Source organism: Bacteroidia bacterium, from assembly GCA_037045145.1.
GTDB lineage: Bacteria > Bacteroidota > Bacteroidia > AKYH767-A > OLB10 > OLB10.
Window position 1 is genome coordinate 82,390 of sequence record JBAOIA010000010.1, and the last position, 23,965, is coordinate 106,354.

The 23,965-nt window shown below is 38.2% G+C and carries 22 protein-coding genes and 1 tRNA gene; 9 read left to right on the plus strand and 14 right to left on the minus strand.

Translation table 11 applies throughout. From position 1 onward, the window contains the following. Positions 1-3: 3 nt before the first annotated feature. The 4 genes from V9G42_00965 to kbl form a co-directional block, all read right to left on the minus strand. Positions 4-2,382 carry a PKD domain-containing protein gene (locus tag V9G42_00965; GenBank protein MEI2757982.1) on the minus strand — a complete coding sequence of 793 codons (2,379 nt, stop codon included), beginning with the start codon at positions 2,380-2,382 and terminating at the stop codon, positions 4-6. Between the two features lie 148 nt (positions 2,383-2,530). Beyond that, entirely contained in the window at positions 2,531-4,348 is a 1,818-nt protein-coding gene (locus V9G42_00970) for a hypothetical protein (GenBank protein MEI2757983.1), read from the minus strand. 76 nt (positions 4,349-4,424) lie between these two features. Continuing rightward, positions 4,425-5,618, minus strand: coding sequence for a pyridoxal phosphate-dependent aminotransferase (locus V9G42_00975; protein MEI2757984.1), 1,194 nt, complete (start codon positions 5,616-5,618; stop codon positions 4,425-4,427). Between the two features lie 106 nt (positions 5,619-5,724). Then, positions 5,725-6,912, minus strand: a complete 1,188-nt coding sequence (kbl, locus tag V9G42_00980) for a glycine C-acetyltransferase (GenBank protein MEI2757985.1) — start codon at positions 6,910-6,912, stop codon at positions 5,725-5,727. A 92-nt stretch (positions 6,913-7,004) separates the two neighbouring features. On the opposite strand from kbl, the gene V9G42_00985 reads away from it, so the two are divergent. Further along, the gene (locus tag V9G42_00985; GenBank protein ID MEI2757986.1) at positions 7,005-7,763 is read left to right on the plus strand and encodes a lysophospholipid acyltransferase family protein; all 759 of its coding nucleotides are present in this window, start codon (positions 7,005-7,007) and stop codon (positions 7,761-7,763) included. Between the two features lie 313 nt (positions 7,764-8,076). Here the strand turns inward: V9G42_00985 and V9G42_00990 are convergent, their stop codons facing one another. The 5 genes from V9G42_00990 to V9G42_01010 all read right to left on the minus strand — a co-directional run bounded on the left by V9G42_00990 (position 8,077) and on the right by V9G42_01010 (position 11,768). Then, complete coding sequence (locus V9G42_00990; protein ID MEI2757987.1) at positions 8,077-8,526, minus strand: hypothetical protein; 450 nt, start codon at positions 8,524-8,526, stop codon at positions 8,077-8,079. 144 nt (positions 8,527-8,670) lie between these two features. Beyond that, positions 8,671-9,057: a DUF983 domain-containing protein gene (locus V9G42_00995; GenBank protein MEI2757988.1), complete on the minus strand. Its 387-nt coding sequence runs from the start codon at positions 9,055-9,057 to the stop codon at positions 8,671-8,673. After that, on the minus strand, positions 9,057-9,779 hold the full coding sequence (locus V9G42_01000) for an RluA family pseudouridine synthase (protein ID MEI2757989.1): 723 nt from the start codon (positions 9,777-9,779) through the stop codon (positions 9,057-9,059). Before V9G42_01000 ends, V9G42_00995 begins: the two co-directional genes overlap by 1 nt. Further along, the gene (panB, locus tag V9G42_01005; GenBank protein MEI2757990.1) at positions 9,779-10,594 is read right to left on the minus strand and encodes a 3-methyl-2-oxobutanoate hydroxymethyltransferase; all 816 of its coding nucleotides are present in this window, start codon (positions 10,592-10,594) and stop codon (positions 9,779-9,781) included. Before panB ends, V9G42_01000 begins: the two co-directional genes overlap by 1 nt. A gap of 10 nt (positions 10,595-10,604) precedes the next feature. Continuing rightward, positions 10,605-11,768 (minus strand): hypothetical protein, encoded by a 1,164-nt coding sequence (locus V9G42_01010; GenBank protein ID MEI2757991.1) that lies wholly within the window; start codon positions 11,766-11,768, stop codon positions 10,605-10,607. Positions 11,769-11,864: 96 nt separating this feature from the next. Between V9G42_01010 and V9G42_01015 the strand changes: the two genes are divergently transcribed. Together V9G42_01015 and dnaK are read left to right on the plus strand one after the other, a co-directional pair. After that, the gene (locus V9G42_01015; GenBank protein ID MEI2757992.1) at positions 11,865-12,854 is read left to right on the plus strand and encodes a hypothetical protein; all 990 of its coding nucleotides are present in this window, start codon (positions 11,865-11,867) and stop codon (positions 12,852-12,854) included. Between the two features lie 130 nt (positions 12,855-12,984). Beyond that, a complete protein-coding gene (gene dnaK / locus V9G42_01020) occupies positions 12,985-14,907 on the plus strand; it encodes a molecular chaperone DnaK (protein MEI2757993.1) in 1,923 nt (640 codons plus the stop codon). A gap of 64 nt (positions 14,908-14,971) precedes the next feature. On the opposite strand, the gene V9G42_01025 is transcribed toward dnaK, so the two are convergent. From V9G42_01025 to V9G42_01035, 3 genes are all read right to left on the minus strand, one after another. After that, positions 14,972-15,211, minus strand: coding sequence for a GIY-YIG nuclease family protein (locus V9G42_01025; protein MEI2757994.1), 240 nt, complete (start codon positions 15,209-15,211; stop codon positions 14,972-14,974). Between the two features lie 176 nt (positions 15,212-15,387). Beyond that, positions 15,388-15,651, minus strand: coding sequence for a GIY-YIG nuclease family protein (locus V9G42_01030; protein MEI2757995.1), 264 nt, complete (start codon positions 15,649-15,651; stop codon positions 15,388-15,390). 47 nt (positions 15,652-15,698) lie between these two features. After that, positions 15,699-15,783: transfer RNA gene (locus V9G42_01035), tRNA-Ser, on the minus strand. 105 nt (positions 15,784-15,888) lie between these two features. Between V9G42_01035 and V9G42_01040 the strand changes: the two genes are divergently transcribed. The 6 genes from V9G42_01040 (at position 15,889) to mgtE (ending at position 21,667) form a co-directional block, all read left to right on the plus strand. Then, positions 15,889-17,340, plus strand: coding sequence for a GWxTD domain-containing protein (locus V9G42_01040; GenBank protein ID MEI2757996.1), 1,452 nt, complete (start codon positions 15,889-15,891; stop codon positions 17,338-17,340). 9 nt (positions 17,341-17,349) lie between these two features. Further along, a complete protein-coding gene (locus V9G42_01045) occupies positions 17,350-18,201 on the plus strand; it encodes a lysophospholipid acyltransferase family protein (protein ID MEI2757997.1) in 852 nt (283 codons plus the stop codon). A gap of 13 nt (positions 18,202-18,214) precedes the next feature. Beyond that, positions 18,215-18,499 carry a DUF3817 domain-containing protein gene (locus tag V9G42_01050; protein MEI2757998.1) on the plus strand — a complete coding sequence of 95 codons (285 nt, stop codon included), beginning with the start codon at positions 18,215-18,217 and terminating at the stop codon, positions 18,497-18,499. A 32-nt stretch (positions 18,500-18,531) separates the two neighbouring features. Continuing rightward, entirely contained in the window at positions 18,532-19,560 is a 1,029-nt protein-coding gene (locus tag V9G42_01055) for a glycosyltransferase family 2 protein (GenBank protein ID MEI2757999.1), read from the plus strand. Between the two features lie 16 nt (positions 19,561-19,576). Beyond that, positions 19,577-20,188 carry a fumarylacetoacetate hydrolase family protein gene (locus tag V9G42_01060; GenBank protein MEI2758000.1) on the plus strand — a complete coding sequence of 204 codons (612 nt, stop codon included), beginning with the start codon at positions 19,577-19,579 and terminating at the stop codon, positions 20,186-20,188. A gap of 99 nt (positions 20,189-20,287) precedes the next feature. Then, on the plus strand, positions 20,288-21,667 hold the full coding sequence (gene mgtE, locus V9G42_01065; GenBank protein ID MEI2758001.1) for a magnesium transporter: 1,380 nt from the start codon (positions 20,288-20,290) through the stop codon (positions 21,665-21,667). A 4-nt stretch (positions 21,668-21,671) separates the two neighbouring features. Here the strand turns inward: mgtE and V9G42_01070 are convergent, their stop codons facing one another. Both V9G42_01070 and V9G42_01075 read right to left on the minus strand, forming a co-directional pair. Further along, positions 21,672-22,586 carry a hypothetical protein gene (locus V9G42_01070; protein MEI2758002.1) on the minus strand — a complete coding sequence of 305 codons (915 nt, stop codon included), beginning with the start codon at positions 22,584-22,586 and terminating at the stop codon, positions 21,672-21,674. A gap of 114 nt (positions 22,587-22,700) precedes the next feature. Continuing rightward, a partial coding sequence (locus tag V9G42_01075) for a T9SS type A sorting domain-containing protein (GenBank protein MEI2758003.1) occupies positions 22,701-23,965 on the minus strand: 1,265 nt, incomplete at its 5' end.

A 23,965-nucleotide genomic window follows, 5' to 3' on the forward strand; every position in this document is an offset into this window, starting at 1 on the left:
TTCTTATCTAATTACGCTAATGTTACCTTTTTTAAAGAATTTCTGATTGTCATAACAAGTAGCTTCAACGTAGTAGACAAATACCCCGGGCGTTACACGCTTGCCCTTATAAAATCCATCCCACCCTTTTCCGGGCTGCTTTGTTTCAAATACTTTCTCACCCCATCGGTCGTAAATGCGAAACAGCAACTCTTTTATTTGACCTCCATAAACATAAATCTCGTCATTAGTTCTGTCGCCATTCGGGCTAAAAGAATTAGGAATAAAAATTTCAGGTTCTTCACACCGGTATTGAATGACTACAATTTTTGCTGTATCATTAATCTTACAACCAAAAGCATCTGTTATGCTTAGAATATACTCAATATCAACAGGAGGTGTACTAACAGGGTTTGCAATACTATTACTGTTTAAATAAGTCGGTGGCTGCCAGTTGTAGGTATAACTTGAATTTTGAGTTGCTGAAAGGTTAACACTTTGTCCGCGATAAATTGTGTCAACTGATGGCACTACATCTAATGTTGCAGTTGAATCAGAGAACAAAACATTTACAGTAACCGGAGAAGCCGAACAACCTTTCGAGTCTGTTACAGAAACCGTGTAGTTGCCGGCACAAAGCTGATTGAGAGAACCTGAATTTGAACCATTGCTCCAGACAAAGTTATATGGTGGAGTTCCTCCGCCTGCCTGTGCAGTAGCCGAACCAATACATTGACCACTGCAATAATCTGGTGTTGCAGTTGCTGCTAATGTAAGTGGTGGCGGTTCAGAAATACTTAAAGAAAAATTTGAAGTACATCCTGCAGAATCAGTTACAGTACCTGAATAGGTGCCTTGGCATAAATTAACAATTGTATCTGTGGTTTGCCCCGGTGGATTGGTCCATAATATAGAGATTGGCCCATTATTGTCTGTTACTGCAACAAGGCCGGAACCGTTACATTCGCCATTGCAACGTACATTTTGAATAGTACTTGCCGCAGCAGTCATTAATTTTTGAATATTAATGGTTTTGGTAACAGTATCCTTACAACCGAGCGAACTTGTAACAATTAAAGTAACCGGATAATTACCGGGCGAGGCATAAGTAACTTGTGGATGACTAACATTTGAAGTTGTGCCATTGCCAAAATTCCAGTTGTAAGAAAAAGAAGCTGGAGCAGATGATAAAATAGTGTCGTTAAAAAACGCTACTGTTGAACATGCTTGAACTGTAGAGGTAAAATCGGCTTCCAGTTCTTTGGTTACCGTTACAACGCCATGAATAGTATCGGCACAGCCCGGATTAAATAATGAATAGGCGATTAAGGTAACATTATACGTTCCTGTATCGGGATAGGTATAAACAGGATTAAATGCATTAGAAGTATCGTTGGTGAGGTTAGGTACACCAAAATCCCAATGATATGAAATAGCTCCTATGCTTCCATTATGAAATGAAACTGTATTGCTTCCACAAGAAACTATTGGATTTAAAAATGCTGCAACCACCAAAGACGGGCAGGGCACAACGTTTAATTGATAATCTCGTCTTGTTTCACCTAAATAAACATTATTACGATATTCTTTTGCACAGACTCCAATCACAAACTGTCCTATGGTGTTTGGGGTTGCTGTAAGTATTCCGGTAATTGAATCTATACTTAGAGGCTGAATGCCCGGAGTACCATTGAGCATGTTATTGACTGTATATGGAGGAGCAAATATTACATTATTATATGGAGGTGCAGAGAATGGCGGAATTGGTGCGGGATCCAGAGTGTCACCACCAGCTAAAGGCGTACACAATGAATATCGTATAGTGTCCTGATTGGAATCAGTTGCAGAATGATCAAAAACAAAAGGATAATTTAGACAAACAAAAGGTGGTGGCAGATTTTTGAAACGAGGGCTACTGTTGTTAAAAAAACTACTTGCCCTTATTTCACCTACATAAGTAGCACCGGTTACATCCGGTCCAATAATATTATTTATGGTATTGTTGCGGCAACAGCGTTGATATGCGATATAGTAAACTCCGGGAGAAGGTGGCAGGTTAACATTAAAAATATAGGTTGCACGTCTGTAGCAAATATTTACAGGCGGAATAAAACAAGGATTATTGATGGTTGAAGGAATAAGAATTGAGTCGGGTTGAACAAAAACCTGCAATGCATTTACCAAATTATATTCCTGATCGTAAATACCAATGTATGCCGGATTGTCAAAAGGAGGAACACCGTTGGCACAGTCACGATAAATATACATTGTGACCCGATAATTTCCACTACCAAGGTAGCTGTAAAAAATCTCACCGCCTACAATATGTGTTGCCTTTGCACTGTCTGCAAACAGAAGTAAAAAATTGATTAATAAACAGAATTTCCAAAAGTGGCTTTTCATATATGACGGAAAGGTAACAAAGATACTAAAATTGGTTTTCAGATAATGACTAACAATATTATAAAAATATTGTCTTTAAATGGCAATTTTCTATGTTTAAAAAAAACAATACTTCTCTTTTATACCAGTGAGACAAGATGGAGAACTGCTATTTTAATTCAATAATATCGGGTTTTCTTAAATCGAAATCCACCAACTGAAAATCGGTACTCCTTAGCGGGTTAACTCTAAATATATCATGCCCGGAATATGGAATTGTTGGATAATAAGCCAGGCTTACCTGAAAACTACTTAATGCTAAATATTCATTCTTAATTATCATGCCAAGACCAACAACAGAATACATGTGACTTTTACTAAAACCATGAAGCTGATTGCCAATAAAACCAGCCGATGCAATGAAATAGGGTCCAAATTTAAATCCCAGAAATTCATACGGTGCATAAGTTTGTGTTTGCAGAGAGATAAAAATTCTTTTAGTACCTGAAGTGCGATTGTCAAAACCATTCATCTGATCTTGAAGTGAAACAAACTCATTGGTGATTCTGTCAATTCCCAATGTTGCATTTGCTCTCAGGAATTGCCTAAGTCTCCATTTACCGATTGCCATTTGCCGGGTAAAATAAACAGTCTGTATTTCAAATGCTGAGTTTCTTGCATTACCGTTATAAAAAAATGTTCCGTAACGAACCAAACTGCTCAGATATCCAAAACTAAAAAAATCTCCAAACCCGGCCATGGCACCGGCATACCAATTGCCTGACGAAGCTCTCTCTTTATAACCTACCGTTAATCCATAGGTTCTACCAATAGGAATATCTTCCTTTTGTCCATACTTAAAGACATATCTTTCTGTGATATACTCTCTTGAGGAAAATCCAATTCCTGCTAGATAGGCATTCTGGTTTTTTAATAACCCTAACGAGTCAAATCCTGCAGATGGAAAAGAAAGATACTGAACGCTGTAACTTCTTAATGCGGCAATTAACCTGGTGTTACGTTGATACACCTTATTACCACTTAACAAACGTATGGAATAACCTGACCAGGCATCTGCAAAGTTGTATTTATACCTTTCGGAATAATTTTCTGACGGCTCGCCATATACGGCCTTTACGAAGTGCTGTTCTAATAAAATACCACCCGCAAATTTTGTAAGCGGAGAATAAAAAGGTCTTTCTACTCCAATTGACTTAACATCACCTTCTCTTTCGTTTAAATGGTAAAGAACTTTTGCATCTGCATGTGTTCCCAGTAAATTAGGAACCTCATAACTGCTTTCAATAACGTCAGCATTTTTGTTGTAATACCATCGGTAACTGTTTTCAAAGGTGTGTCCTAATCCTGCAAAATTTCTCTCTGTAACATTGATTTTCGTATTGGTTTCACTCATGCCGCCACCAATTAAAATACTCCAGTTGTCAAGTACGCGCACTTCAAGATCTATGGTTTGGTTTAACTCATTTTTATGTGGAATGATAATAGCATCGCGTATATAAGGTTGTGTACGAATCAGTCGTTCCGACTCTGAAACTAATAATGAGTCAAACTCATCACCTACCTCTATTATCATTAACTTTCTGATCTGACGGTTGCTGGTTTTATTATGCAAATAATTTCCTGCATTAATAATTGATGGCAGTTTTTTATAGGCAGAATCTGCTAACGAATATCCAAAGGGATCAAAAACAGTAATTATGATGTTGCCAACAGGAAGACATTGAAACTCCGAATAACTAATTTCCTGTACAACAGGTTTCTTTTTAATCTTAACAACTCTTGTTCCAACGGGGCGAAAAATCATCTTGTAAATGCTTTGCAGCAATCTGTTCGACCTGGAAGCCTGCTCAACATTCTGATAAAAATTTTTGGATTTGTTTACCGTTGTATCCGTTTGTGCAAATGCAGAACCAAAGAACAAAAATAAAATCAGAAAAGTTATAATACTGCGGCTCACTATTTTCATTGATGCAAAAATAAATTGCGTTTGCAATTACGATTTACGAAAATAACAATAAGCGCTGAACTAAAAAGAATAAAATCTATTTGAGTTTTGCCAAACTAACTTTAATACGTGAAATAGCCTCTACAAGTAAGTTCTCACTTGTTGCATAAGAAAAACGAATGCAATTATTGTCACCAAATGCTTCACCGGTTACTAGTGCAACTTTTGCATCTTTCAACAAATACATACACATATCTTCCGGATTTTTTATGGTGCTGCTACCATCTGTTTTTCCAAAATAATAACTGATGTCAGGAAAAACATAAAAAGCGCCTTCAGGTGTGTTTGTTTTCCAACCAGGTATATCTTTCATCAGATTTAAAACCAGGTCACGTCTTTTGCGAAAAGTCTCCACCATCATATCTCTGTCGGGTGTGCTAATGCTAATGGCTGCTTTTGCTGCTTTTTGCGCAATGCTGCTGGCTGCAGAAGTAAACTGCCCCTGCATTTTATCACAGGCCATTGCCACATCCTGTGGTGCAGCCATATAGCCTATACGCCACCCTGTCATAGCATAGCCTTTACTTACACCATTAATTATGATGACCTGATTTTTTAATTCATCAAATGATGCAATGCTGTAGTGCTTTCCAACAAAATTGATATACTCGTAGATTTCATCACTCAACACAAAAATATTTTCATGTTTTGCAAAAACTGCTGCAAGCTCTTTTAACTCATTATGCGAATACACAGTACCTGTAGGATTACATGGTGATGAAAAAATAAACATCCTTGTTTTAGATGTAATAGCTTTTTCTACCTGCTGTGGTGTTACTTTAAAATCAGAATCAATAGTAGTGTTCAGATAAACCGGAACACCTCCCGCCAACTGAATAATTTGCGAATAGCTTACCCAATAAGGTGTGGGTACCAACACTTCATCACCGGGATTTACACAACAAAGCACTGCATTTGCAATACATTGTTTTGCTCCTGTGCTGACAACAATCTGAGATGCTTTATAATCTAGATTATTTTCACGCTTTAACTTCTGAGCAATAGCTTCGCGCACATCTGTATATCCCGATATGGGTGGATACTTCGTAAATCCGTCATCAATTGCCTTTTTTGCTGCATCACCAATATATTTTGGTGTATCAAAATCGGGTTCGCCCAAGCTGAGACTGATAATATTATGTCCCTGATCCTGCAATTCGCGGCTGAGGCGTGCCATGGCAATGGTTTGCGATTCATGCAATCGCTCTATTCGGTCTGCTAATTTTCGCATGTCTGATGCATTCAATAATAGGGCGCAAAGCTAACAATACTTCATTACAGAAAATAAAACAAAAAGCAGGTAATTAACTTTGACTTGTTCAATTCAAAAAGAGAGCTTACTTAACTACTCCCAATTTTTTTCCGACTTCAACAAAGGCATTCAATGCTTTGTCAATGTGATGTCTGTCATGTCCTGCAGAAAGTTGTACTCTGATGCGCGCATTACCTTTTGCAACAACAGGATAAAAGAAACCGGTAACATAAATGCCTTCGTCTAATAACATAGCTGCAAACTGTTGTGCTAACTGTGCCTCATAAAGCATTATCGGAACAATAGGATGCTGACCGGGTTTAATATCAAAGCCTGCTTCGGAAATTTGTTGACGGAAATACTGTGTATTGTCCCAAAGTTTATCGCGCAGTGTTGTTGTCTGACTTAGCATATCAAGTACTGCAATAGATGCTCCCACAATAGAAGGTGCCAGGGAATTGGAAAACAAATAAGGTCTTGAACGCTGGCGCAGCATTTCAACAATTTCTTTACGACCTGAAGTAAATCCGCCCATTGCACCACCCAATGCTTTTCCTAAAGTTCCTGTAATAATATCTATACGACCCATCACGCCATGATGCTCATGTGTTCCACGTCCTGTTTTGCCCATAAAACCTGATGCATGACATTCATCAATCATGATCAATGCCTGATAGCGGTCGGCCAGGTCACAGATTTTATCTAACTGCGCTATGGTACCATCCATGCTAAACACACCATCGGTAACAATCATGCGGTGACGTTTGTTCATTGTAGCTTTTAGTTTTTCTTCAAGGTCGGCCATATCGTTGTGCTTGTAGCGATGACGGTCTGCCTTGCAAAGTCTGATACCATCAATGATAGAGGCATGGTTCAGCTCATCAGATATAATAGCATCCTGCTCATTGAGCAAAGGCTCAAACACACCACCATTGGCATCAAATGCCGCTGCATAAAGTATGGTGTCTTCAGTGCCTAAAAACGTTGCTAACTTTTGTTCTAAGGTTTTGTGAATGTCCTGTGTGCCGCAGATGAAACGCACACTCGACATGCCATAGCCATGAGAGTTTATTGCAGCATGAGCAGCTTCAACAACTTTTGGATGTGATGATAAACCGAGATAATTATTGGCACAAAAATTTAATACCTCTTTTCCGTTAGCAGTAATTGCGGCAGCCTGTGGTGTGGAAATAATTCTTTCTTGCTTAAACAATCCTGCTGACTTAATTTCTTCAAGTTCTTTTTCCAGTACGGGTTTTAATGTGTTGTACATATCATGAAATTTTAATGCAAAGTAATAAAATAGAATTTACTTGAACCTAATGCAATAAAAACTTAACGCAGGTATTTTTATACTTTAGCAGCATGAGAATTGTGCGCATTGTGCTTGGAAACCTGTGGCGGTTTTGGTTTTTCTTTGAAGCCGTTGTTACTTTCTTTCTGTTGTTTCCATTCTTATTACTTGCATTGCGTGGCAAAGCCCCCTATCATCAGGCATTTAAACTGATGAAATTCCATGCACGTACCATAGTATTTCTTTCGGGAATCAAAGTAAAAGTTATTCGCCAATATGAACCCAAGAAGAATGAAACTTATATTATCTGTCCGAATCATATTTCTTATTTAGATATTGTGTTGACATACGTAGCATTTCCGCACTATTTTCATTTTATGGGCAAGGCCGAGTTGGAGCGTGTTCCTTTCTTCAATATTTTTTTTAAAAAGATGAACATTGGTGTAAACCGTTCGAGCCGCATGGCTTCGCACAAAGCCTATCAGCGTGCCTGCACCGACCTGCAGCAAAACATCAGCATCTCTATTTTTCCGGAAGCAACTATTCCTGAGTGCAATCCACAATTAGGCCCCATGAAAAATGGTGCTTTTAAGTTAGCAGTAGAAAATCAAATCAACATTTTGCCTGTTTGTTACATTGATAACTGGAAACTGTTGCCCGATTGCCCAAGAAAGTATTTAGGCGGACACCCCGGTGTGGCACGTGTTGTCATTGATAAGCCAATTGCAGTACATGGTTTAACAGAAGCTGATGTTCCGAAACTTAAAGACACCTACAGGAAAAGAATGGAAAACATGCTGGCACAATATCAATATGGGTATGGTAAATAGCACTATTGCTTTATAAATTAACATATGAAGTATAACGAATTATTTCTGATATATTTTTTATTGCCATAACATGCATCTTATTTTAAATCACCTTTTATAAAACAACACTTTGCCGGTAGTGGTACACTGATGTAGTGTTTCCAAACAGCTGACCTGCTATAACAAAAAGTCAAAAACAATTACCGGTATTGTGACTAAAAATGATGACTACCCTTTTTGAAATAATTATTGCGATTAAATTTTCTGATTTTCAGGTAGGGCCGGAAAGTAAAAACGGTAGTCACTGACAATAATTTCATGACTACCATTCAAACTACTTAATTGGAATATCTGTAAAGTTACCCGAAAAACTAGTTACTCCACTAACGCCTGCACCTGCAGTTGCACTGAAGGTTCCTGAAAGTTTACTGTCCTGGTTTTTTGTTACTGTTACAGTACCTGTTGTTGCAACCCAAGAACTACCACTCTTTAAATAAGTAAGAACATTTGTTGTTCCTAAACTATAGCCCTGTGAAGTTATGCCCGTCAAATTAATTTCTACTACAGTGCTTCCACTACTTTGAGCAATAATAGTATTATAAGCACCATTCACCCACGAGGAGTCGGCTTTAGTGAGTGTAGTAATTCCGTTTTCACCATAATAAAAACCGGCACTTTGTGCAGGTGGATTTGGTGAGGCGTTGTCGTCATCCTTCTTTTTACATGAAGTAAATAATACTACGGATACAATAGCCGCAGAAATAACAAAATTAAATAGTTGCATTTTTTTTATGTGTTTAAATTACATTACTTAAAACGCAAATTAACCGTTGACGTTACATAAAACCAATGGGCTGCACAGCCCATTTTTTAAAAAGTTAGGCTGATGAATTGTTGATTTCTTTTTCTCAAAAAAAACTTCAACACTTCAATGCCGCTGTCTTTTTCGTGCTGCCTCTTCTATCTTAAAAACCATTGCTAAAAAAAGGCTTCGTGAATAGCGAAAGAACAGTGGAAATAATGCAATCAATAAAACACTGTTAATTATTAAATAAGGCGCAACAACAAATCCCCACAACAGATAAACCCAAATAAAATTAAAGACAGACATAGCAACAGTTAATGCATAACTTACATACATGGCTCCGTAGTAAAAACCCGGCTCCGGTGTAAAAGGTAATGCACAGTTTGGACAAACAACAGGCATGTCGCCTAACTTTTTAAAATGATAAGGATTGGGGTCTGTAAACAAATTTGATTGTGCGCACTTTGGGCATTTTAATTTTAACGCAGCCCGCATTGGTGATGGGTTCATTATTTAGTGTTGGTTAATTGTTGAACAAAATAATTCCACAAAGGCTCTTCAGGTGGCTTTGCTTCTATGCAAACCGGCTCGGATTTTACAGGGTGTACAAAGGTCAGTTTACGAGCATGTAAATGTATGGAACCATCGGCATTACTTCTGTCGGCACCGTATTTTAAATCGCCTTTGATGGGGCATCCAATGGCAGATAGTTGTACCCTTATCTGATGGTGTCTGCCTGTTATCGGATTCACTTCCAGCAGATGATAATGATCGGATGATGTCAGCAGCCTGTACGACAATTCGCAACGTGTTGCCCCATCTTTAGTTTGTAATGAAGCAAAACTTTTGTTTTTTATTTCGTTTTTCATCAGGTAATGAACCAGCGTGTCTTCCTCTTTTGCAGGTTTGTTTTTTACAACTGCCCAGTATGTTTTTTGTACCTGACGGCTGCGAAACAGTTCATTCATGCGCTCTAAAGCTTTACCGGTTTTTGCAAACAAAACTACACCACTCACCGGGCGATCGAGTCTGTGTATTGTTCCACAAAATACATTACCGGGTTTTTGATATTTCTCCTTTAAATATTGCTTTACCCAATCGCCTAAAGGCACATCACCGGTTTTATCGCCTTGTGTAATCTGCCCCGGAAGTTTGTTGATGGCAATAAGATGGTTGTCTTCAAACAATACCTGACTGCCAATATCCGGTTTTTGTAAACGGATTGCATTCATTAATACTGTTCCTTGTTATTAGGAAAATCGCGACTCTTAACGTCTGCAATATATTTTGCTGTAGCCGCCTTTATGTCGTCATACAGATTGAGATAGCGTCTCAGAAAACGCGGATGAAATTCATTGTTTATACCTAGCATATCATGCAACACCAACACTTGTCCGTCAACACCATTGCCTGCACCAATACCTATGACAGGAATTTTTACTTCTTGTGCAACTGTTGCTGCCAGTACAGCTGGGATTTTTTCCAGAACAATAGCAAAACACCCTGCTTCTTCTAAGATGCGGGCATCTTCAATCAATCGTTTTGCTTCTTCTTCTTCTCTTGCACGAACCACATAGGTGCCGAATTTATAAATAGATTGTGGTGTTAACCCCAAATGTCCCATCACCGGAACACCTGCAGTCAAAATTCTTTCTATTGACTCTTTTACTTCTCGTCCGCCCTCTAACTTTACGGCATGAGCACCCGACTCTTTCATGATTCTGATAGCAGATTGAAGCGCCTCCTTGCTGTTGCCCTGATATGAACCAAAAGGCAAATCAACTACAACCAATGCACGTTTTACAGCACGCACCACACTTGATGCATGATATATCATCTGATCGAGTGTAATAGGCAATGTGGTTTCATGTCCGGCCATGACATTCGAGGCAGAATCGCCTACTAAAATAACATCAATACCTGCATCATCTATTATTCCTGCAAGACTGAAATCATAAGCCGTGAGCATAGATATTTTGACACCACTGCGTTTCATTTCCTGCAATACGTGTGTGGTTATTTTTTTTACTTCGCTGTGTACTGACATACTTTTAAAATTAATTTTCCTTTGGAAGTGTAAACTCTGTATTTACCTTCTGTGGCTCATTTTTCTCTATAGGTGCCGTTGCTTTAGCCCCTTTCTGTTTCATCAACTCAGTCTTTAATATCTGTAACGAATCTGAGAGTTGTTTGTTTTTCTCTTTCTCTGTTTTTACTGATCTGCTTAGTGTAATAATCAAATCGGAATTTTCATTCCCCGCAACCATCTCCTTATATTTCAGTAATGCCTGATTTACCTTTAGCAGTGAATCAAAAGATGCTTCTTTCTTTACCATCTGCTTCTGTAAATCGGTTATGGTTTTATCTTTTAATTTTCTTTCATTCGCATCTTCCTGATCGGCTGACTTAACTGACTCTAAATTTCGTGTCAGCTCTTCGTTCTCTGCCTGCAACTTGTTGATTTGTGTTTTTAGTTTGATGATAGACTCAGCAAGTTGAATAACATCGGGGCTACCTTCCTGCTGCTGATTGCTGTTGCCACCTGATGTTGTTTGCTCACCCTTACCTGATGCAGAAAACAGATAAAGAAAATCTATCTTGGCACGAGAACCCGGTCCAACAATATAGCCAAAACGTCCACTCTTATAGGCAATTTCCGTAAACGACATCAGCAGGTTGTTGTTCAGATAAATGTCGTAGTTGCGTTGTGAGAACCGGAGTTCGAGGAGATTATAAACATTTAAGTTATTAATAAAATTACTCTTCACCCAACCTCCGCTTTTAGCATCACCGGTAAGGTATTTGTAGCTGCCTGACACTATCTGTCGCAGGCGGAATTGTTTTAGTGTATTGATTTCAAAAATAAAACCGCCATTACCATCATTCTGTGCCATAAACATTACACCCACCGAGCCATTCTGATCGTTTGCCTTTTCAATCTTCAATGAAGTAACCATCTTAAATGCAGGTTGATTGTAGTCGTAGTTGGCAATTATAGCATAAGGTTTCTCGGGTGCTTTACGATTGAGAATATATTCTCCTTCCTGCACTAAAAAAAGATTTTCTGAGTTTGACATAAAAGTCCACATACCACTACTGGTATCAAAATTTTCACTCATGTCCAAACGGTCAAATTTTTCATTTACAGTTTGTGCCTGCACAAGTGTTAAGTTTGACAATGTTGCAGTAAAAAACGTCAGAAGAAAAAGCAATTTATACATCAGGCAATAGTGATTTTAATGAAAACAATATGTTAAAATTTGCGTGGTGAAAATTACATATTTTTTTTATCGGCAGTCATCTTCTACTTTTGAGCCATGAATAAGTTATTAATATCTCTTTGTTTACTCAGTCTGTCGTTGTCATCGTGCAAAACTGATGTGGATTTATTGGCTCCCTATAAGGAGGTGATGGTGATTTATGGTGTGCTTGACCCTACTGACAGTGTTCAATATATCAGAATCAATAAAGCTTTTCTTGGCGAAGGCAATGCCTATACTTTTGCTCAGGTAGCCGATTCATTTCAATATGCCGATGTGTTGGATGTTAAATTAGAACGCTATAAAAACAACAACTTTGCCGGTGCCATTAACTTAGAGCGCTTTGAAGGTCCCCCACTAAAAGACGGTATTTTTGCTTCTGCACCAAATTATCTTTATCGCACTACAGGATTAGATTCTATTTATCAGGACAGTGAATATAAACTCGTTGTTACCAATACACAAACAGGCAATGTAGTTACTTCAAAGACTGTTATAGTTAGTAAGGTAGGTTCAATTACTAATCCTGCATCTTTTCAGACAGCAGTTGATTTTGCAGACCCCGATAACCAGTTTATAGCCAAGTTTACCAGAGGAAACAATGCCAAATACTATGATTTGAATATGCGATTTAACTATTACGAAACAGAAATTGCAAACCCGTCAAATACTCAGATCAAATCAGTGTTTTTCAGAGTAAATGGAGTCGAATATTTATCGAACAACAGTCTTGAAATAGCTGTTCCCTACTCTGCCTTTTATTCTGCTTTAAAAAGAACTATTCCTGTTGACCTATTAGTAACACGTACTGCCCGCTCTGTTGACTTAATTTGGGTTGGTGGTGCAGAAGAATTGTACACTTATTATCAGGTTAACCGCCCTCCTACAGGAATCAACCAATCAATTCCACAATATACCAATATAGATGGAGGCATTGGAATTTTCAGCAGTAAGTATTCTGATGCTATGAACAACAAATTGCTATCTTCAAGGTCTTTAGACTCCCTAAACAATGGCACTATAACCAAGGATTTGGGCTTTCATTAACCGTGTCTTTTTGTCATATATTTAACTAACCGTTGGGGCTGTTTGACTGTAATGGCAGTAATATGTCATAAATATCGTGTTGGCACAAGGCTTGACAATAGGATAAAAAACCTCAAAAAGTATTTAAAAGATGAGAAAAGTTATTGGAATTGACCTTGGAACAACCAACTCATGCGTAGCCGTAATGGAAGGCAACGAGCCTGTGGTTATTCCAAACAGCGAAGGTCGCAGAACAACCCCTTCCATTGTTGGATTTATTAAAGATGGCGAACGTAAAGTTGGCGATCCTGCAAAACGTCAGGCTATCACCAACCCTAAAAACACTGTTTATTCTATCAAGCGTTTTATGGGCGAAACCTATGATCATGCAAGTAAAGAAAAAGACAGAGTGCCTTATGAAGTTGTAAAAGGCGATAACAACACACCACGAATTAAAATTAACGATCGTCAATATACACCACAAGAAATTTCTGCTATCATACTGCAGAAAATGAAAAAAACGGCAGAAGATTATTTGGGTAATGAAGTTACAGAAGCAGTTATCACTGTGCCTGCATACTTCAACGACTCGCAGCGTCAGGCCACCAAAGAAGCAGGTGAAATTGCAGGATTGAAAGTGTTGCGTATCATCAACGAGCCCACAGCAGCTGCCTTGGCGTATGGTCTTGATAAGAAACATACCGACCAGAAAATTGTAGTGTTCGACTGCGGTGGTGGTACACATGATGTTTCTGTGCTTGAGTTGGGTGATGGCGTGTTTGAAGTAAAATCTACTGACGGTGATACACACCTTGGTGGTGATGACTTTGATCAGCGAATCATTGACTGGCTTGCCGATGAGTTTAAGAGCGATGAAGGCATTGACCTTCGTAAAGACCCTATGGCATTGCAACGTTTGAAAGAAGCTGCAGAGAAAGCTAAGATTGAATTATCAAGTTCAACTCAGGCAGAAATCAATCTCCCATACATTATGCCTGTAGATGGTGTTCCAAAACACTTGGTAAAAACAATTACACGTGCAAAATTCGAGCAGTTGGTTGACGATTTAATTAAGCGTACGATTGAACCATGTAAAACAGCATTAGAAAATGCAGGACTAAAACCTTCTGATATTGACGAAGTGATTTTAGTTGGTGGCTCAACACGTATTCCCGGCATACAATCAGCAGTAGAAAAATTCTTTGGAAAATCGCCTTCAAAAGGAGTTAATCCGGATGAGGTAGTAGCTATTGGTGCAGCCATTCAAGGTGCAGTCTTAACAGGAGAAGTAAAAGATGTGTTGTTGCTTGACGTAACTCCTCTGTCTCTTGGCATTGAAACATTTGGTGGTGTATTTACCAAACTTATTGAAGCCAACACAACCATACCAACCAAGAAGAGCGAAGTGTTCAGCACTGCCAGCGATAATCAGCCGTCAGTAGAAATCCACGTTCTTCAGGGTGAGCGTAGCATGGCAAAAGATAACCGTACTATAGGACGCTTTCACTTAGATGGTATTCCTCCTGCACCACGCGGTATTCCACAGATTGAAGTAATATTTGATATTGATGCAAACGGAATTCTGCATGTAACAGCAAAAGACAAAGGCACCGGTAAAGAACAAAAAATACGTATTGAAGCAAGCAGCGGATTGAGTGATGATGAAATCAAACGTATGAAAACTGAAGCCGAGGCTAATGCAGAAGCGGATAAAAAAGCAAAAGAAGAAGCCGACAAAGTCAATATGGCAGACACCATGATATTCCAGACAGAAAAACAATTGACTGAATATGGTGATAAACTTTCGCAAGGCAATAAAGAGAATATTCAACGTGCGCTCAGCAAATTGAAAGATGCTCATAAAGAAAAAAACCTTGCTGATATTGACACTGCACTGAATGAGTTGAATACAGCATGGCAAGGTGCCTCACAGGAAATGTATAATGCTACCAACAACACAGCAAACACAACAGCAGGCGGTGCCGATGCAAATGCAAATGCAGACACACAAAACAACACTGCAGGCGAAGTAACTGATGTTGACTTTGAAGAAGTAAAAGACGATAAGAAATAATTGTAGATTTTGGTTTTTAGTTAATCCGCCCCGAACCATCGGGGCGGATTTTTTATTTTATGCCTTACTTCAATCTAAACTTCTTCAAATCTTCTGTATTCAAATTTTTTAACTTCCTTTCTAAAATCACAGCCTCAGACCTGCTTGTCTTTTCTATGCAACAAAGTATTTTCCATGGAGCATAAGGCGATGTAGATTTTTCATAACCACTATTATGACGATGCAGGCGTGCTTCAACATCGTTGGTCTGACCAATATAATGCCTATCCCCTCTTGCAGAATACAATATGTAAACAAAAAACATATCTTACCTCTTAAACTAAAAAAGCCTCCTATCGGAAGTCTCTTTGCGGAGAGAGAGGGATTCGAATGGCGAGGCTTGGCTCGCCATTGAGAGTGACATTTTCAACCTCTCAATGGCGAGGCTTGGCTCGCCATTGAGAGTGACTCTTTCAACCTTGAGAGTGACTGCGTCACCTCTCAACCGCCCGTTGGTTTTACTCCGTATTTTTGAATAAACTTTCGCAAATCTTCTGTATTCAAATTTTTTAACTTCCTTTCTAAAATCACAGCCTCAGACCTGTTTGGCTTTTCTATGCAACAAAGTATTTTCCATGGAGCATAAGGCGATGTAGATTTTTCATAACCACTATTATGACGATGCAGGCGTGCTGCAACATCGTTGGTCTGACCAATATAATGCCTATCCCCTCTTGCAGAATACAATATGTAAACAAAAAACATATCTTACCTCTTAAACTAAAAAAGCCCCCTATCGGAAGCCTCTTTTGCGGAGAGAGAGGGATTCGAACCCCCGTTGGTTTTACCCAAGGCGGTTTTCAAGACCGCTGCAATCAACCACTCTGCCATCTCTCCGGGCGCGAAAGTAATACAAATTTTAATTCACAAACTTTTTTTGACCATTTTACAACACTATTACTTAAAATGTTGTCTATCTTTATACTCTAAATAATTCATTCAATGAAACGCTTGTTATTATTTCTTGTCCTGACATCAGTAGCACAGCTATCGCAGGCTAAAACAATTAAGGCTTTGTTTGATTATAAATCCTTCTATGCACCCGGTCAGGGTTCGTATTTGGAGTGGTACTTATCTGTAAAAGGCAATTCCGTAAACTACAAAATGAGCGAAAGTGGAAACTACGAAGCCTCCGTGGCAGTGGCCTACAAAATCACCCAAAACGATAAAATTTTAGCACAGGACACTTACAACCTTATCAGCCCGTTGACAAAAGATACATTGTTAGTTTCCGATTTTATTGATAATAAAAGATTGCAGCTGCCCAATGGAAAGTATAATATCGAGCTATCTGTAAAAGATAATGTGGCAGATGCTAAGACTTTTACAATTAGTCAGGGTTTTGAATTGAATTTTACACCGGGAAAAACTTCTGTATCTGATATTGAATTGGTACAGAATTACTCAAAAAAAGAAGCCGGCAACAGCCCCTTAATTAAAAATGGTTATGAGATAATTCCTCGTGTTGACAATTTTTTTCGTACAAACGAAGAACGTTTAATCTTTTATGCAGAGACATATTTCACCAACACCTTGGCCGATGATGCCATAGCCGTTTACAGTTATCTTCAGAATGCTGAGTCTGGAAACACCGTAATGGATTATGGGACTGTACAGCGCAAAAAAACAAGTGAGGTTGTTCCGTTGCTGAGTGAAATTAACATTGGCGGTCTGAGTTCAGGCAACTATAACCTGGTAGTTGAAGTAAAAGATAAAAACAATCAATCGTTGGCACTGTCTAAAATATTTTTTCAACGTCAGTCAGTAGTTAAAGATAACTTTACTTTGAATAATGATGTATCATCAACCTTTGTTGCCGCCCTGAATGATAAAAACACCCTTGCAGAAAATATTGCCTGTCTGCAACCTATCAGCAATGCACAACAATCAGAGTGGATAGGTAATCAGCTTAAAGCTGCCGATATAAATATGATGAAAAATTTCTTTTATGACTTTTGGCAACGCAGAAATCCTGCCGATCCGCAAAAAGCATGGAATGATTATAAAGCACATGTAGATGCTGTTCAACAAAAATTCGGTTCACGTGCCTTAAAAGGCTACAATACTGATATGGGAAGGGTTTATCTTGCTTATGGCGCACCAAGTACCATAAACAAAGGTGAATATGAACCCAACACTTATCCCTATGAAATCTGGCGCTACGATAAAATAAACAATCACACCAATAAAACTTTTGTGTTTTACAGCAAAGATTTGCTGGCACGTAATTTTACATTACTGCATAGCGACATGCCCGGTGAACCTTATGAAGCAGCATGGAATATGATTTTGCATGGTCGCAGTATTAAAGCTAAAAATATTGATGATAACGGACAGGATTTAAAAGGCGTTTATTCAGGTGACAGAACGAATGATAATTTTAATTCCAAGTAGTTTTATTGCGTGATATTTGCCATTCTGAAATTTATAATTCGACTTATTGCCTTTCTGGATTTAAGAATACTTTACTTCTTAGCCGATTGTATTGCTTTTTGCCTTAAATATATTTTCCCTTATCGCAAAAAGGTAATTCTTCAAAATCTTTATAACTCCTTTCCGGAAAAAAACGAACAGGAGATAGAAGAAATTGCAAAGCAGTTTTACAACTACTTTGCCGACTTGATTGTAGAGACCATAAAAATGTCCAGCATATCAAAAGAAGAATTGCTCAGACGTTGGCGTTTTACCAATCCCGAAGTTCTTCATAGCTATTATGAAAAAAACCGCAGTATCATTGCAGTATGTGGTCACTTCAATAACTGGGAGTTAGGAGCTTTGGCACTTTCTGTAATTGACAAACATCAGATGCTTGGAGTTTACAAACCACTGACCAATAAATCGTGGGATGAATATTTTAAAACAATACGTTCAAGATTCGGTATGATACCGGTTCCGATGAAATCAATCTTACGCGAATTGATTAAACGCAAAAATGAACCTACCATAACTGCCCTTGCTGCCGATCAGACACCACACCGTTCAGAGATAAATTATCGAACCACGTTTTTAAATCAGGATACAGCGGTATTTCTAGGTGCGGAAAAACTTTGTAAGCAAACCAATTACCCGCTGATTTATTTTTCTATGCATCAAATTCGCAGAGGTTATTATGATATAACCATAATTCCTATAAGTGATGACCCTAAAAATACCGCAGAGCACGAACTTACTCATAAACATTTAAGACTATTAGAAAACGACATACATGCACAGCCGGGCAACTGGCTTTGGAGTCACCGCAGATGGAAATATTAAATATCAATCAATAATGAACGTATTAAAACAATTCAGATTAGTTGCAATTGCAGAAGGAATCTCTTTTTTAGTTTTACTTTTTATTGCCATGCCGTTGAAGTATATTGCCGATATACCGTTGGCAGTAAAATATACAGGCTGGGTGCATGGACTTTTATTTGTGTTTTATATTTATGCGCTTCTTCAGGTGTGGCAGCAATATAAATGGAATTTAAAAATGATGTCTTTAGCCATGCTGGCATCTGTATTACCCTTCGGGACCTTTTATTTTGAGAAGAAATACCTGAATAATATCTGATATTTACACCTTAGATTTCATTTCTTTGCAAGGTGATTAAAGCCGCTGTAGTCATATTAAATTATAATGGTGCTTCCTTACTGCAAAAATTTCTTCCTTCGGTAATAGCCAATACACCGTCATGGTGTTCTGTTATAGTTGCAGACAATGCCTCTACTGATAATTCCCTGTCATTGCTTCAGCAGCATTTTCCTGATGTTCAATGTATAGAAATGCAACAAAACACCGGCTTTGCCGGAGGCTATAACAATGCTTTACATCAAATAGATGCAGAATACTTTATTTTACTCAATTCAGATATTGAAGTAACTCCACAATGGGTTGAACCCATTATTGAATTTATGATTCAACATGCAGATGTTGCAGCATGTCAGCCGAAAATTTTAGCCTATAATCAAAAAGATTTTTTTGAACATGCCGGTGCCTGTGGCGGATATATTGATTATTTGGGTTTCCCATTTTGCAGAGGCAGAATTTTTAATTCTTTAGAAAAAGACGAAAACCAATACCCGGATAATAAAGAAATTTTTTGGGCAACAGGTGCAGCCATGTTTATCAGAAGCAATGTTTTTAAAGCAACAGGTGGTTTTGATGCTGATTTTTTTGCACACATGGAAGAGATTGATCTTTGCTGGCGCATGAAACACTGTGGCTATAAGCTGTATTGTATTCCTGCATCGAAAGTGTATCATGTTGGTGGTGGAACGTTACATAAAAGTAATCCAAAAAAAACCTATCTGAATTTCAGAAACAACCTGATGATGCTTCTAAAAAATTTGCCTTCGGGTAGCAGGTTTTCAGTTTTCGTCAAACGTTTATTTCTTGATAAACTTGCTTTCATTAAATTTTTTGTTTCAGGAAATTTTAGAGATGCCTGGGCTGTTTACAGAGCATATTTTTATGTGATGCTTTATTTTAGAATAATAATGAAAAAACGCAGAGAAATTAAAAATATCAACTCCGGTGTTTCTTGTATATTTGAAAAAAGTATTGTTTCAGAACATTTTTTCAGAGGTAAAAAGAAGTTTACAGAATTAAATCAAGATTGTTTTTCAAAATAATTTTAATCAGAAATCAATGAAAATAATTTGTGTAGGTAGAAACTATGCGGCTCATGCAGCAGAGTTAAAAAATCCGTTAAGTGCAGAGCCTGTTATTTTTATGAAACCCGAAACGGCACAACTACTGCCGCGAATGCCATTCTTTATTCCCGATTTCAGTGCCGACATTCATCATGAAGTGGAATTGGTTGTAAAAATTAATCGTACCGGTAAACATATTCAAGAGCAGTTTGCAAACACCTATTATGATGAAATAGGAATAGGCATAGATTTTACGGCTCGAGATAAACAATCACAACTCAAAGAAAAAGGCTTGCCTTGGGAGTTAGCCAAAGCATTTGACGGCAGCGCACCAACAGGTAAGTTTCTGAATAAATCAACTTTCGCATCGGTACAAAACATTAATTTTCATCTCGAAAAAAACGGCACCTCCGTACAACAAGGCAACAGCAGCAATATGCTTTTTAATATTGATAAAATAATTGCATTTGTTTCTTCATTTATCACTTTAAAAAAAGGGGATTTAATTTTTACAGGTACTCCCGAAGGTGTTGGTAAGATACAGGCAAACGATGTTCTGGACGCATTTATTGAAGGTCAGCATCTTCTGAATGTTAAAATAAAATAGTGAAAAAAATAGTAATTCATCGTCAAAACATAAAGGCAATACACTAATTTTACCTTTATAAATAATTAAATTTACGCCCGCAAAAATCACTTTTCAAAAATGCTTCAGCAACAGCAAAAGGAAGAAATAAAAAGCCTGCTTCGGGAGGCTGACCTTGCAGGTTGCAAAGCATATCTGGAAAATTGGTTACCTGCAGAGTTGGTTGAACTTATTGATGAATCGCCTACTGAACATCGTGTATTAATTTTTAAGGCTTTAAATCGTGAACAGGCTTTTGAATCTTACGAATCATTAGACCTGAATCTGCAGATTTCTTTACTTGATATTTTACCGCCACGACAGGTGCAGCTTATTCTCAATGACATGAGCCCCGATGCACGTACTGCATTGCTCGAAGATATTGATAACGACCTGCTGAACCGCCTGCTCAAACTGCTCACGCCAAAGGAACGTGCCATTGCACTTTCACTACTTGGTTATCCTGAAAATTCTATCGGTCGTCTGATGACGCCAGATTACATTGCCATCAGAAAAGAATGGAGTGTGCAATATGCACTTGACTATATTCGTGAAAATGGTGAAAATTCTGAAACACTAAACATTATTTATATTGTTGATGACAAAGGACATTTGATTGACGATATTAAAGTGGCCGAAATATTATTAGCCAACCTGCATGTTAAAATTGAAGAGCTGATAGACGGAAAATATACTGCACTTTCGGTGACTGATGATGAGAAAGTTGCCATCAGTGAATTTAAAAAACATAACCGCGTAGCCTTACCGGTTGTTGACACTTCGCAAATGCTATTAGGGATTATTACTGTTGATGATGTGTTGCAACTTGCAGAACAGGAATATTCGGAAGACATCCAAAAACTTGGTGCCGTTGAAGCATTGGAAGAGCCATATATGGAAGTGCCCATGTATCGTCTGTTACAAAAACGCGCACCCTGGCTGATAGTTCTTTTTATTGGTGAAATGTTTACCGCATCGGCTATGAGTTTTTTTGAGCATGAAATACAAAGAGCTGTAGTGCTTGCATTATTTATTCCACTCATTGTCAGTAGTGGAGGCAATGCAGGTTCTCAGGCTGCTACGCTCATCATTCGAGCATTGGCACTTGGCGAAGTAACTATGAAAGACTGGTGGCATGTAATGCGTAGAGAAATTCTTTCGGGGCTAATGTTAGGACTCATACTGGGCAGCATTGGATTTTTACGGGTTGCAGCATGGGCAATGTTTACAGATATATACGGCCCACATTGGTTGCTCATTGGCATTACCATAGGCATTACTTTAATTGGTGTTTGTTTGTGGGGAACTGTAATGGGCTCTATGTTGCCCATGGTTTTAAAACGCTTTGGTGCTGACCCGGCAACCTCATCTGCACCATTTATCGCAACATTGGTTGACGTTACCGGACTGGTAATTTATTTTTCTATTGCTGCAACAATCCTTTCGGGAACGTTACTTTAATATTTTAATTTATTATTGGGATAAGTCCTCTCACACCCATATCTACAACTGTATCGCCATTGGCAGGCTCATAAACTCCGGGAGTGCTATGCTCTACCCACTCAAAGCTTTTGTTTGTAGAAATTGAAACTGTTATCATTTTATCTGATGTTTCATTGCCGGTAACCACAAATGGTACAGAAAACAGACCGGTAACTACACATGACCCTGTAGGGATTGGCGAAGTTGATGCTAATGGATTAGGTACGGTGGTAGCACCTGCAGGAGCTTGTCCGCTGATGACAGGAGGAAGAAATCCCGGAAAAGGATAATTTTGATTTAATGTTTCAAATGCCCAGTAGCCTTGTTTTCGATTTGCATTAAGTGTAACTGTACTGTCTTTGATTTTAAATGAATTGATAAAAGAATTAAAGCCAATAAAAGAAGCAACTGTACCTTTCAGGTTGGGATATGCTGTTCCCAGAATATTAGCCCCAAAGGTAATGTCATAATTCTGATAAGCTAAAGAAACACGCAAATACTGATACGTGCCCGGAGTAATATTCTTAAACGGAATTCGAAAAAATTCTTCATTATTACCGGCAAGTACCGACTCTGAAAATACAATTGCATTGTCGCCACCTTGTGTGGTTTCATTATTTCTGTATAGTACAGCCCCGCTGCCTAACTGCGTAAATGCTGTTGGCGCGAGTTCTATATAATGCGAGCTCATGGTGTTGAATACCGGAGATAACGCTCCATGATTGGTTGCCAGTACAGCAGGGTTACCAAAATTATCGAGCCGTTGCTGCGTGGAGTCAAAGCGAAACTTAAAAATAAGATTAGCTTCGCTTGAGTCGTCCTTCTTTTTACAGGCCGAAATGGCAACTATGACTACAAGCAAACATGCAGCTACACCGGCTTTTATACCATTTCTCATTATCAAACATTTTATATTACAAGAATAGTTGTAATTGTTGTATTTAACGTCAAATCATGCAACAAATTATTACGTGTCTAAAAGTTTTCATCAACTAAAGCGGCATTATTAGTTCTATTGCTGAATAATCAACTTTTCTGATATTGTTCTTGCACCATAATAAAGCGTGGCTATGTATATTCCGTTGGGCAGATGATGCAGGTCAACGCTTTCTTTCTTATAACTGCTCAATGTGCCGGTATAAACAGTTTGATTAAGGACATTATAAATTTTTAGGTCAGCATTTTTTCTCGGAATTCCTTTAACCTCGAATGTAAAATTACCGGAAGACGGATTTGGATAAATATTAAAATAAACAGGATTATTTATTTCAGGATGATTAAGCCCGGTAACTACATTACCTGTGCTATCAGTTTTTATTATGTATGCTTTAGAGCCAGTACTTCCAAATGTTTGACCAGAAATTATGTAACCACCATCTTTCGTTTGTCTGACAAATGTACCTAAAGCACCCGGGGGCGAACCAAATTGTTTTGTCCAAAGAGTATCGCCATTAGTATCCGCCTTTAAAAGAAATAAATATCCGGTTGGTGGATTACCATTTACAATTCTGCCTGTTGCAATGTAGCCGCCATCTGTAGTTTGAAAAATACTGTATGCGCTACAACTTATAATGCCACCATAGTTTTTAGTCCACAACGTATCGCCCACTGAATCCGTTTTAATTAAATAAACATTGTCTTTAGATATTGCAGGATAATACGTGTAACCGGCAATTATAAAACCACTGTCAGTAGTTTGCTGTACAGACATTGCTGCCTCCTGAGTAGAATTGTCATAGGTTCTTGTCCACAATGTATCTCCATAGGCATTGATGCGAAGTAAATAAGCATCATAAGTTGATGAGGAAGTTTGAATACCACCAGCCATTATAAAACCATTGTCAATGGTTTTATTAATTGCGCGAGACTCGCTGCTATAAACTGAATAATTGTAAACTTTGTTGGCGACTAAAATTCCATTGCTAAGCGTTCCAATAAAATAAGGACTAAGGATTGTTATGGGAACAGGTTGAAAAGAACCTGTTAAACCATAAATCGAATTATTTAGTGTGGCCAGGCTATTTCCAAAGTAAACCTGAGTACCCCCAACTCCGGCAGAAAAAACTTTTGTCCAGAGTGAATCGCCATTTGCATCAAGCCGCAAAAGCCAGCTTTTAGAATATAAGCCACCATCATATAAAGCATTAACAATGTAACCACTGTCGGGTAATTGCTCTATGTAAGTTCCGCCTTCAGCACCGGGCCCGTCAAAAGTTTTTACCCACTCAATGGTTCCAATGGAATCTAATTTAGTCACTAATACCTCACCACCATTAA